General features: G+C 58.9%; 11 protein-coding genes and 1 tRNA gene. 7 read left to right on the forward strand and 5 right to left on the reverse strand.

Annotation, left to right across the window (positions count from 1 at the left end; all coding sequences use genetic code 11):
- The first annotated feature begins 172 nt into the window (after positions 1-172).
- From QWZ03_RS07145 to QWZ03_RS07170, 6 genes are all read left to right on the forward strand, one after another.
- Complete coding sequence (locus QWZ03_RS07145; protein ID WP_290332101.1) at positions 173-2,089, forward strand: TOL_0244 family TonB-dependent receptor; 1,917 nt, start codon at positions 173-175, stop codon at positions 2,087-2,089.
- Positions 2,090-2,210: 121 nt separating this feature from the next.
- Complete coding sequence (locus QWZ03_RS07150) at positions 2,211-2,726, forward strand: TOL_0243 family YfiR-like periplasmic protein (protein WP_290332102.1); 516 nt, start codon at positions 2,211-2,213, stop codon at positions 2,724-2,726.
- A complete protein-coding gene (locus tag QWZ03_RS07155) occupies positions 2,723-4,615 on the forward strand; it encodes a sensor histidine kinase, YfiR-like protein-associated (protein ID WP_290332103.1) in 1,893 nt (630 codons plus the stop codon). The genes QWZ03_RS07150 and QWZ03_RS07155 overlap by 4 nt, the downstream gene beginning before the upstream one ends.
- Positions 4,616-4,636: 21 nt before the next feature.
- A complete protein-coding gene (locus QWZ03_RS07160; RefSeq protein WP_290332104.1) occupies positions 4,637-5,077 on the forward strand; it encodes a response regulator in 441 nt (146 codons plus the stop codon).
- A gap of 21 nt (positions 5,078-5,098) precedes the next feature.
- On the forward strand, positions 5,099-5,683 hold the full coding sequence (locus tag QWZ03_RS07165) for a DUF4303 domain-containing protein (RefSeq protein ID WP_290332105.1): 585 nt from the start codon (positions 5,099-5,101) through the stop codon (positions 5,681-5,683).
- 418 nt (positions 5,684-6,101) lie between these two features.
- A complete protein-coding gene (locus QWZ03_RS07170; RefSeq protein WP_290332106.1) occupies positions 6,102-6,506 on the forward strand; it encodes a hypothetical protein in 405 nt (134 codons plus the stop codon).
- A 940-nt stretch (positions 6,507-7,446) separates the two neighbouring features.
- Here the strand turns inward: QWZ03_RS07170 and QWZ03_RS07175 are convergent.
- Together QWZ03_RS07175 and QWZ03_RS07180 are read right to left on the reverse strand one after the other, a co-directional pair.
- Positions 7,447-7,522 (reverse strand) — tRNA-Thr (locus QWZ03_RS07175).
- 25 nt (positions 7,523-7,547) lie between these two features.
- Positions 7,548-8,573, reverse strand: coding sequence for a CDP-6-deoxy-delta-3,4-glucoseen reductase (locus QWZ03_RS07180; RefSeq protein ID WP_284194638.1), 1,026 nt, complete (start codon positions 8,571-8,573; stop codon positions 7,548-7,550).
- 42 nt (positions 8,574-8,615) lie between these two features.
- Here QWZ03_RS07180 and QWZ03_RS07185 point away from each other — a divergent pair, with 42 nt between their 5' ends.
- Positions 8,616-9,503: an NAD-dependent epimerase/dehydratase family protein gene (locus QWZ03_RS07185; RefSeq protein WP_290332107.1), complete on the forward strand. Its 888-nt coding sequence runs from the start codon at positions 8,616-8,618 to the stop codon at positions 9,501-9,503.
- Here QWZ03_RS07185 and QWZ03_RS07190 read toward each other — a convergent pair whose 3' ends face one another.
- From QWZ03_RS07190 to cyoE, 3 genes are all read right to left on the reverse strand, one after another.
- Positions 9,504-10,286 (reverse strand): flagellar brake protein, encoded by a 783-nt coding sequence (locus tag QWZ03_RS07190; RefSeq protein ID WP_290332108.1) that lies wholly within the window; start codon positions 10,284-10,286, stop codon positions 9,504-9,506. It lies immediately after the preceding gene.
- 118 nt (positions 10,287-10,404) lie between these two features.
- On the reverse strand, positions 10,405-10,989 hold the full coding sequence (locus QWZ03_RS07195; RefSeq protein ID WP_284194641.1) for an SCO family protein: 585 nt from the start codon (positions 10,987-10,989) through the stop codon (positions 10,405-10,407).
- Positions 10,986-11,897 carry a heme o synthase gene (gene cyoE / locus QWZ03_RS07200; protein WP_284194642.1) on the reverse strand — a complete coding sequence of 304 codons (912 nt, stop codon included), beginning with the start codon at positions 11,895-11,897 and terminating at the stop codon, positions 10,986-10,988. Before cyoE ends, QWZ03_RS07195 begins: the two co-directional genes overlap by 4 nt.
- Positions 11,898-11,906: the final 9 nt, after the last annotated feature.

Consider the following 11,906-nt stretch of genomic DNA (forward strand, 5'->3'; position numbering starts at 1 on the left):
GCAGTCAAGTTGGCGACAAGGGAATAGTCAAGGAATCAGATACATCCAGGCAGTCCAAAGCGCCTGCACTAGTCCAGACAGTTAGAACTTGCGTCACCAAGGGCAACACCTATAGTCGATAGACCTGCCGGATAGAGCAGGCGCCACCCATAAATCAAGCCGGAGGATAGCGATGCGGGACGACCCCCTTGGTGGATCAGTGCGCCTGAACCACCACTCTGCCCTGTGGGTAGTCGCCCTGGCGTGCTCGCTGCCTACGCTGGCCAACGGCATGCCTGCGGCCGAGCTGGCCGACCTCAGCATAGAAGAGCTGGCCAATATCGAGGTCACCTCAGCATCCAAGCAGGCCGAATCCCTGTCACTGACCAGCGCCTCGCTGTTTGTCATCACCGGCGAGGACCTGCGCCGCAGTGGCAAGACCACTCTGCCAGAAGCCTTGCGCCTAGCCCCCAATCTGCAGGTGGCGCGTATTGATGCGCGCAACTATGCCGTCTCGGCGCGCGGCATGAACGATGCCTTCTCCAACAAGATGCTGGTACTGATCGATGGCCGGGTGATCTACTCGCCTCTGTTTTCTGGCGTGTTCTGGGATGCTCAGGATGTGGTGCTGGAAGACATCGCCCGCATCGAGGTCATCAGCGGCCCTGGCGCCACGCAATGGGGTGCCAATGCCGTCAACGGTGTCATCAATATCATCAGCAAGCGGGCGCAGGACACCCAGGGCGGCCTGCTCAGCCTGGATCGCAGCCACCAGCAGGGCAATGGCGTCGTCCGCTGGGGTGGCGCCCTGCCCGGTAACGGCCATTACCGCCTGTACGCCAAGCATGCCGAACAGGACGACACCTACCGTGCCAACAGCACCCGCACAGCCACCGGCATGCGGCGCAACCAGTATGGTTTTCGCGCCGACTGGGAGGGTGGTTTCAGGTTGCAGGGCGATACCTACCAGGCTGCACTACACCAGGCTGGCACCCGCAATATCCTGACCCGAGGCCACAATCTGCTGGGACGCTGGGAGCAGGCATCGGACCAGGGTGGCCAGTTCTACCTGCAAGCCTATATCGACCGCACCCGGCGGGATCAACCCGCTGCCTTTATCGACAAGCTGAACACCACCGAACTGGAATACCAGCATCAGTTGCCGCTGAACGCCCAACACAAACTCAGCTGGGGGGCCGGCTACCGCCAGGCCAGCGACCATATCCGGGCACAGACCCGGGGTTCTGCCTTCCTGCCGGAGAAACAGGATCTCTACTGGGGCCACCTCTATGTGCAGGACGAGATCAGCCTGAGCAGTACCTTGCGGCTGATACTGGGTGTCAAGCTGGAGCGCAACAGCTACAGCGGGTTGGAGGCCATGCCCAATCTCCGTTGGAATTGGGCACTCGATGAAAAGCATCAGCTATGGGGAGCCGTGTCGCGCGCCGTCCGTGCACCCTCGCGCATAGACCGGGATTTTCACGTCCCGGCCGTGGCCCCCTACCTGATTGCCGGTGGCCCCAACTTTGCCGCCGAGATCGCCGACACGGTCGAACTGGGCTATCGCGGCCAGCCCAGCGGCGTGCTGTCCTATTCCACCACCCTGTTCTACACCCGCTACGACAAGTTGCGCAGCGGCGAGCCCAACCCCAGCGGCGCCGGCAATGCCGTGTTGTCCAACAAGATAGCGGGCCATATCACCGGCGTGGAGATGTGGGGCATCTGGCAGGTATCGCCCTCCTGGCGACTCAGCGGTGGCTGGGTGGCCCAGCACAAGCGCCTGAGCCGCAAGGCCGACAGCCGGGACAACAACGGTGCGCAGAACATGGGAGCCGACCCCAACCACTATTGGAACCTGCGCTCGCAGCACGACCTGGCAAGCAATATGACGCTGGACCTGGCCCTGCGCAGGGTGGGCGCCATACCGCGGCCGGCCGTACCTGCCTACACCACGCTGGATGCCAGTTGGTCGTGGACGCCCCAGCCAGGGCTGGAGCTGGCGCTGACCGCCCAGAACCTGCTGGGCGACCGCCACCCCGAGTTCGCCAACGCCCCGGCACGCAGTGAATACGGACGGGAGGCGCATGTACAGCTGCGCTACCGATTCTAGGCACCAAGGCATACCCCGACCCGGTGTGCCATCGCCCTACCATGCCGCACGCCCACATATTTGCAGGCTACGGCCAGTTGATGCCGTGGCTGCCCGGCGCTGGTGTACATGGTGCCTGCTGGTGCTGTGCTGCCTGCTGCCCATGGTCGCCGCCGCCTCGGATGGCGCGCTGGAATACAAGGTCAAGGCGGCCTACCTGTACAAGTTCAGCAGCTATATCGAATGGCCGGATAGCGCCTTTACCTCGCCCGACGCCCCGCTGATCATCGGGGTACTGGGCGCCGATGCGGTAGCCCACGAGCTTGAAGCGCTGTTGGCGGGCCGCAGCAGCCAGCAGCACCCGCTGGCGCTCAAGCGCCTGCAGGCGGGGGCAGACCTGGCCGGCATACACATACTCTTCATCGGCAAGCGCGAGGCAGACAACCTCAAGCCCTTGCTACAGCCACTGCAGACACGACCCGTGCTGGTGGTAACCGAGTCGGCCAACGCCCTGGCCGCCGGCAGCATCATCAACTTTGTCCTGCACGATCAGCGGGTACGGTTCGAGATCGCCCTGGGCAAGGCGGAGCACAGTGGGCTCAAGCTGAGCGCCCGTTTGCTGGCCGTTGCCACGCAGGTCAGGAACGGCACGCCATGAAGCTCCGATACGGCTTGCGCTCCATACGCTACAAGCTGCTGCTGACCCTGCTGGCCAGCAATCTCTGCACCCTGCTGGTCGCCGCGGTGGTGCTGACCTACAACGACCTGCACGAATACCGGCAGAACCTCAGCAGCGAGCTGGATACCCAGGCAGAGATACTGGGGCAAGCCAGCATTGCCGCGCTGGAGTTCAACGACCCCAAGGTGGCCCAGGAGAACCTGGCCCTGCTGAAGATCAAACCCGGCATCATCGCAGCCGGTCTATATACCGCGACCGGCACACTATTCGCCGGTTATTCCCGCGAGCACACGCAGCCGCATCGATTCCCCACGCTGCCAGGGCTGGATGGCATACAGACCGCAGATGACGAGATGTGGCTGTACAAACGGGTAGTGAACCAGCAGGAAATACTGGGGACCGTCTATCTGCGTGCCCAATACGACCTGCAGCAGCGACTGGAGCATCATCTGGGCATCCTGGCGGGCGTAGGCCTGTTGAGCCTGCTGGCCAGCCTGCTGATCTCCACCTGGCTGCAGGCCTATGTCAGCAAACCCATCACATCGGTCAGCAACACCGCCCTGCAGGTGGTCAGCAGCCGCGACTTCAGCCTGCGTGCCCACAAGAGTACCGATGACGAGATAGGCTATCTGGTGGATGCCTTCAACGAAATGCTGGCCGAAATAGGCCGCCGCACCGAAGCCATCGAAGCCTCGCAGCAAGCCCTGGAACATGAGGTAGCCGAGCGTCGCGAGACGCAGCTGGCCCTGCAGCACAGCGAGCGCCGCAACCGCTCGCTGCTGACTGCCATGTCGGTGACCATCTGGATTAGCGACAAGCTGGGCGGATTCACCACCGAACAACCAGCCTGGGCCGACTATACCGGCCAGGCCCTTGCCGACTACCAGGGTCTGGGATGGCGTAGTGCCTTTCACCCGGATGACCAGGGCCATCTCGATCGGGCCTGGGCCAGAGCACTTAGCCAGCCGGCTTCGTTTGAGCTGGCTGCGCGCCTGTGGCATGCCGGCTCAGGCCGACATCGCCATATCACCCTGCGCACCGCCCCGCTGTTTGACCAGGCCGGCGAACTGGTGGAGTGGATAGGCGGGATCAGCGATACCGACGATCGCTACGCGGCAGAACAGGCCGTCGCCCAGCTGAATGCCGAACTCGAGCAACGGGTAGCCGAGCGCACCGCCGAGCTGGAAGCCGTCAACAAGGATCTGGAAAGCTTCAGCTATTCGGTCTCGCACGATTTGCGCGCCCCGGTGAGGGCCATCGGCGGCTTCGCGGCCCTGCTCAACCAGCATCAGGGCGCCCAGCTCAACACCGAGGGCCAGCGCCTGCTGGGCATAGTGCGCAGCGAAGCCAGCCGCATGGGCTACCTGATAGACGATCTGCTGGCCTTTTCCCGATTGGGGCGGCAGGCCATGCAGCTGAAGCCGCTGGACATGATGGCACTGGTGCAAAGCACCTACAGCCACCTGGAAAGCCAGCACCAGGGGCCACCCGTACAGTTCAGGCTGGACAACCTGCCCGACACCCTGGGTGATATGAGCCTGCTCAGGCAGGTTTGGGTCAACCTGCTGTCCAATGCTCTCAAGTTCAGCAGCAAGCAGGCGCAGCCCAGCATCGAGGTTGGCGCCATCAGCGATGACGAAAAGCATACCTACTATGTGCGCGACAACGGCACCGGCTTCGACCCCGCCTACAAGCAAAAGTTGTTTGGCGTGTTCCAGCGCCTGCATGATGCTGCCGACTACCCAGGCACAGGCGTAGGATTAGCCCTGGCACAACGCATCATCAACCGCCACAACGGCACCATATGGGCGGACAGCACTCCGGGTGAAGGCGCCACCTTCTACTTCACCCTACCGCGCAGCCATTGAATATCTTGCAGGAGCAGCACCATGGAAGAGATTGAGCACATACACATACTGCTGGTAGAGGACAACCCGCTGGACGCCGAGCTGACCATGTACGGGCTGCGCAATACCATCGCCAATACCATTACCTGGGTGAAAGATGGACAGGAAGCCCTGGACTACCTGTTCCGCCAGGGCGAGTACCAGCACCTGGACGCCGCCATGCCCGGCCTGATACTGCTGGACCTGAAGATGCCCAGGGTGGACGGCACCGAAGTGCTGCTACAGGTCAAGGCCGACAGCCGCACCCGCCGCATCCCCGTGGTGGTCATGACTTCCTCGCGCGAGGAGTCGGATATCCTGCGCAGTTACGACCTGGGGGCCAACAGCTATGTGGTAAAGCCGGTCGATTTCGACGGTATCAGCGACGTGGCCAAGCAGGCCGGCTTTTACTGGATGGTGGTGAATCGGCATTTGCAACAGTGACGGTTGGGCGGGCGCCGGGCATTGCCCGCCGGCATAACTGGAGGCTCCTCTGGCTATGTGCGTACTGTTTTTGCTAATTATCGATGCGATTTGAAAGCAATGGATTTTCACCTTCTGCAATTAATGATAGAAAATGCAGCCAAACAAGCCTTCGATGGTGTTCGCTTGCGTTACCCCGACCAAAAATTCTGCGGTTACGCTCTGTATTCCGACCCGGATGCCATCACAATTTTCCCTGCGGTAAATTCTCTTCAAAACCTAGAGAAACTCGTTGACAGCGACCCAGGAGATGCAGTCTATTATAGATGGAGCCCTGGTGAGTGGGATCACGAGTTCGAGGGTGCCGAACACTTCCAAGATATATGTAGAATATTGCAGGAAGAAGCACATTGCAGTCATTCAACTGAAGCAAGCAAGAGACTTAAGGAGAGAGTTTATGAAGCCTGCGTGCTTGTATTGGAAAATATGAAAATCCAGGGATATTTTTACAATAGCAATGACCCCTTTGCTTTGGTCTTCACCGTTACAGGAGGAGAGACACAAAGTGAAATAGATTGGATTGGAAAATTAAACAACAGCGAAGCACTTAATGAGTTTATTCGATGATCCGACTCCAATGCATAGAACATCTCCTCAATCCACAAAGAAACCGCTCTTCAGGCCCGTGAACTTCCTTGCTGAAACACATGGCTCACCTGTCAAAAAATTTATCTCAAAAGGCAGCAAATAAACCAAATATGAATGTGTGGTTTGGCCTCAATACTATTCGGTCAGATTGTTAGCGCGATCATCGCTATCCACGACGTCAGAGTCTGGATTGCACTGCAGCAATGCTTAAGCCCAAGCTGATTCATCCACGGTAGCAGCCGTTGAAACCAATCTAACCGAACAGTATTGAGACCTGCCCCGCGACCCCTCTAGTTCTTTGAGCGACTTTAAAACAAATATGCAGCCGCGGGCTGAAAAGTGGATTAATGGTAGGCTATAAAGCATTACCATCTGGGTTTCATGAATAAATGAGAGGATGATTACGACTAGGAAAGACTACTCTGATGAAGATGAGTACTACACCCAAGGCTTTGAGCGTGAAGGTGTTCTATCAATCTGGATCGGTTTACTCGGTGATAAAATAGACGCGGGCGCAGATGTTTTACAGGACTTGTGTGGAGTCGGCCATTACCGCCTTGATGATCAAGAAATTAATAGCTTAGACTTTGAAACAGCTGGGATTGATAGATTGCTAGGTGATTTATCTTATTCAAGGTCGTTTCTTGTGCGTGCGGTTGAGGCTGCAAGTAAGAAGGGATTGAGTGAAGCCAAATGGGTCACGGCGCAATATAACTTCGATTATGATCCTTCCCTAGTTTGTAGGCTGGTTGCTGCAGACCCCGTTTTTATCGGGAGTTTCACATACTCGGAGGATGAGTAACCTGTAGTCCCAAACAGTGTATCTACAACTCTGCACTCTGTGAAGTTTAGCAAAAGCAATCGTGCATATGACAGCTATGAAGCATATTTATATGCACGTAGCTCCGAGGCACAAATTCAAAGCGAAATCGCAGAATTTGGCTTGGACAAAAATCATGGCGATATTAAAATCCAGTACGCCGGAGCGAGTATCGGAACGTCGGGGAGGGGGTCCCCCACTGAGTCCGAAGGTAATAAATATTTACCAAGAAGGTCTTGGCTCAACCAATCGGGAGTTTATTGAGCTTATGGCGTAAGAAATCCATCGCTCGAAAACAATGGGCTTGTTTCCTGCAAGCCTTTAATCAAACTTGGATTCTACTGTGGGGTCAATGGCAAAATCCTATGCAATTGAGTACGCCAACCGCTTACTTGGAAAGGACAACCAAATGCAATCAAACGGAATGCTTGCAGAAGAAATCGATTGCCTGGAAAGGGCTATCTTTTATGGAAACTTGGAGCTGTTGAAAGGAAAGAAATGTCCAATATGCAAACAAGGTAAGTTGCTTTATAGCGTTACCAAGAATCTCATTAACATCGAAGCTAAGCCAGGGCGGCGATATAAGGGATCGGTAAATATATACTGCACGGGTCTTTGTAATAAAATGATTACGCATGCGAACGCATTCATCCCTGCTTGGGCGGAAACTATCTCTAATTGGGATGAGCTATCTGACTCTTTGGCTTAATGGGTGCCGAGCAAGCTCAAGCAGCGGTTGGGCTTGCTGTTCCAAACAAGAATGCTCGCGCAGCAAAACACCATGCGGGCCTTTACTATCCCGAGTCTACCGGGATGACTATCGGTCCCAATCAGCCCATCAACGCTGAAACCCGCTTGCCAGCCCGTACGCAACGCCACAAAGCAGAAAGGGGCTACGTTTTCACGTAACCCCTTGATTTTCTGGTGCCGACAACCGGAATCGAACTGGTGACCTGCTGATTACAAGGCAGCTGCTCTACCAACTGAGCTATGTCGGCACAGGGGGCGAATTATACCGATCTATCAGCTTTTGCGAAGATCTTTCGACAGAAAAAATGCATCCGAGAAGAACTCGTCTGCCGGAAGGCCACGGCCGGTGAAGCTGCCGTGGGCGGCTTCCACCATCACCGGGGCGCCGCAGGCGTAGACCTGGTAGCCCGCCAGGTCGGCAAAGTCGTGCAGCACGGCCTCGTGCACAAAGCCGGTACGGCCATGCCAGGCGTCTTCGGGCTTGGGTTCGGACAGCACCGGGATAAAGGTGAAGTTGGGCATCTCGGCCTGCCACTGGCCTGCCAGCTCGGGCATATAGAGGTCGTCCAGCGTGCGGGCGCCCCAGTAGAGGATCATCTCGCGCTGGATATTCTTCTTGATGGCGTATTCGACAATGCTCTTGATGGGGGCGAAGCCGGTACCGCTGGCCAGGAAGATGATGGGCTTGTCCGATTCTTCACGCAGGAAGAAGGAACCCAGCGGGCCGGTGAAGCGCAATATCTCGCGCTCGCGCATCGAGTTGTGGACGTACTCGGAGAATTCGCCACCGGGCACCAGCCGCACATGCAGTTGCAGGTAGTCTTCGGTGTGGGGTGGGTTGGCCAACGAGAAGCTGCGCTTCTTGCCATCCTTGGTATGGATGTCGATGTACTGGCCGGCCAGGAACTGCAGGCGCTCATTGGTAGGCAGCTTGAGCGAGAGCACGGCCACATCGTGCGATACCCGGTCTATCTTCTCTACCCGGCACGGCAGGGTGCGGATCTGAATATCCTTGGTGGCCTGGATTTCGCGGCATTCGATCACCACGTCGCCTTGCGGTTCGGCGCAGCAGAACAGGGCCAGGCCTTGGGCTTCTTCGGTCTTGTTGAGCGCCGAGCCGGAGTGTTCGCGATGGCTGATCTCGCCCTGCAACACGCGGCCCTTGCAGGCGCCGCAGGCACCGTTACGGCAGCCGTAAGGCATGTTGAAGCCGACGCGCATGGCGGCATCCAGCAGGGTTTCGCCTTCTTCTACGGTAATTTGCTGCTTGCTCGGTTCGATGGTGAGCTGATGCGACATGTTGATTCCTGCTGGCGCACACGGTACGGCTACAATCGCACCATGCGTAAAAGAAGACTATTGATCGTGGGTTGCGGCGACGTGATGCAGCGGGCCTTGCCCTGGCTGACGGCACGTTTCCGTGTCTATGCCTTGTGTCGCAGTACCGAGCAGGCCCTGCGGCTGCGCAGCCAAGGCGTGGTGCCGGTGCGCGGCGACCTGGACCAGCGCCACAGCCTGCAACGCCTGGCTGGGCTGGCCGAGTATGTGCTGCATAGTGCCCCGCCACCCAATACCGGCAACAACGACCCGCGCAGCATGCGATTGGCCGCAATGCTCGCGCAAGGCGCGATTCTACCACGGGGGCTGTGCTACATCAGTACCAGCGGGGTATATGGCGATTGTGGCGGCGCACTGCTGAGCGAAAGCCAGCCCTGCCGGCCCGAATCCGCCCGTGCCTGGCGCCGGGTTGCGGCTGAGGCCTTGCTCCGGCGCTATGGCCGGCGCAGTGCTTGCCGGGTAAGCATACTGCGCGCCCCTGGCATCTATGCCGCAGACCGGCTGCCGCTGGAACGCCTGCAAAAGGGCACTGCCGCACTGCGGCCGGAAGACGATGGCTACAGCAACCATATCCATGCCGATGATCTGGCCCACGCCGCCTGCCTGGCCTTGTTCCGTGGCCGCCAGGGACGTGTCTACCACGCTTGCGACGACAGCCGCTGGAAGATGGGGGAGTGGTTTGACAAGGTAGCCGATACCTATCGCCTGCCCCGACCACCCCGGCTATCGCGCGCCGAGGCAGAACAGCAGGTATCGCCGGCTTTGTGGTCGTTCATGCGGGAATCACGCCAGCTGAGCAATCAGCGGCTGCGCAAGGAGTTGCGACTGCGGCTGGCCTACCCTACGCCGCAAACCCTACTCGACCGGCTGGGCGATCAAACGGCCCAGTGATCAGTTGCGCAGCAGCTGGTGTCGCTCGCGCTCCAGTTGCGCAATATAGCGCTGGAGCAGGTTCTCGGTCTGCCGTGGCAGGTCGACAAAGCGAGTGCCCAGCATGGTCTGCACGGTGCCGTCCCGCTTGGTGACCTGGCGCTTGCTGCGTATCTCTATGGTCAGCTCCACCATGCCGAAGGTGCCAAGGTCGACACGGCAGCCGGGGAACACATCCAGCTGCTCCACTTCGACCTGGCCCTGCATCCACAGCCCCATGCCGCCGATGGAGATATCGTGCAGTGGGAGATCCAGCACCCGGCCATTGGGGTGGCGCAGCTTGCACAGCAGCGGCTTGCCTATGGGGGTATCGAGCCGGAAATACTCGCGCCGCTGCAGCTTGATCAGATCGTTGGGGAAGGCGGCTTCAAAAGCCGGGCGCTCGTCGTAATCAACCAGCGAGATGCCGCCATCGAGCACAAACTGGATGCGCACGCCCTCGGGCGCTGCAGCGAATACGATGTGATCGGCACGCAGCAGCGAGCGGTTGATGGCCTCTACCCCGCAGATGTCGAACCAGAAGCGCTGCTGCTTGGTGTCGCACTCCAGTATGGCGGACAAGAAGGAGAACTGGCCGTGATCGAAGTACACCGAGACCAGATCACCCTTTTGCGCCAGCGAACGAAGCACGAAACCGATTTCTACCGGCGTACGCAGCAGAAAGCTGCTGACGTCCACGCCTTCTGGAATCAGCGCAACGGGTGCCTTGCCTTCCTGAGAGGGGTTGTTTTCCGCTTCCGCCACAGTGTTTGGGAGCCTGTTTATATATTGATGATTTCGGGATTTTGCCACAGCCGGCGCGGCATCCACACTAGCGCGATGTTATCCACAGCCCAAAGTCCGGCACCACATCGACCCATTTTTACAACAATAGACCAATGTCATGAGAAAACACCTTTGCCCCTGCACCATAGCTGACAAACAGGCGCAACTTGCCTTCCCTGTCCAGAATATAGCTGCCCGCGCTGTGGTCTACGGTGTAATTTGTCGCATCGGTGCCATTCCGCTGAAAAACAATGCGGAATCGGTCGGTCACCGCCCGAATTTCCGCCGTGCTGCCGCGCAATCCCAGAAAGTCGGGATGGAAGGCAGGCACGTACTGGCTCAGCAGCGCCTGGGTGTCCCGCTCCGGGTCCACCGTCACGAATAGCACCTGCACCTGCTTGGCCTTGTCACCCAGTTGCGCCATGGCCGCCTTCAGTTCGCTCATGGTGGTGGGGCAGACATCGGGGCAATGGGTGTAGCCGAAGAACATCACCACCACCTTGCCCTTGAACTCCTCCAGCCGGCGTTGCTTGCCATGGTGATCGGTCAGCGCAAACGGGCCGCCTATGGGGGCGCCGGTCACATCGGTGGAGAGGAAGGCCGGCTTGGGTGCCTCGCTGCAAGCAGTGAGCGCCAGGCAGGTAGTCAGCAGCAAAGTACCCAGAGTACGCAGGGATATCATCGTAGCGGGATGTGCAGATAGTGATCCACCAACAGCGCGGCAAACAGCAGCGAGAGGTAGAGGATGGAATAACGGAAGGTGCTGCGTGACAATTCATCGGTATAGCTGCGCCAGATGCGCCAGGCGTAGACCAGGAAGATGGCATCGAGTATCAGGGTGGACACCAGATAGATGCCGCCCCCCATGCCGGTGGCCACGGGCAGCAGGGTGACTGCCGTCAGTATCAGCGTGTAGAGCAGCACATGCAGCCGGGTGAAGGCTTCACCGTGGGTGACGGGCAGCATGGGCAGCCCGGCACGGGCATAGTCGTCGCGCCGATAGAGCGCCAAGGCCCAGAAGTGGGGTGGGGTCCAGGCGAAGATGATGAGGAAAAGTATCATCGCATCATGGCTGACTTCGCCCGTGACTGCCGCCCAGCCCAATATCGGTGGCATGGCGCCCGATGCCCCGCCGATCACGATGTTCTGCGGGGTGCTGGGCTTGAGCACAACCGTATAGATGATGGCGTAGCCGACAAAGGTCGCCAGGGTCAGCCACATGGTGAGTGGGTTGGCCCATTGGTGCAGCACAAACAAGCCTATGCCGCCAACCACCAGGGCAAAGCCCAGTGTCTGGCCGCTGGTCACCTGTCCACGCGGCAGGGGGCGGGCCCTGGTGCGGGCCATCAGGGCGTCAATCTTCTGCTCTACCAGGCAATTGATGGCCGCAGCGGCACCGGCCACCAGGGCAATGCCTATGGTGGCGGCCAGCACGGGCAGCCAGGGTGGCAAGGTGGGGGTCGCAAGGAACATGCCGATGACCGCACAGAAGACGATCAGGGCCACCACTCTGGGCTTGGCCAGGGCAAGGAATTCACGCAGCCGGGCTTTCAGGCCCAGTGGCGGTTTGGTCAGGGTCACGGCACTCATCACATTTCT

This window comes from Chitinimonas viridis (genome assembly GCF_030409555.1).
GTDB classification, from domain to species: domain Bacteria; phylum Pseudomonadota; class Gammaproteobacteria; order Burkholderiales; family Chitinimonadaceae; genus Chitinimonas; species Chitinimonas viridis.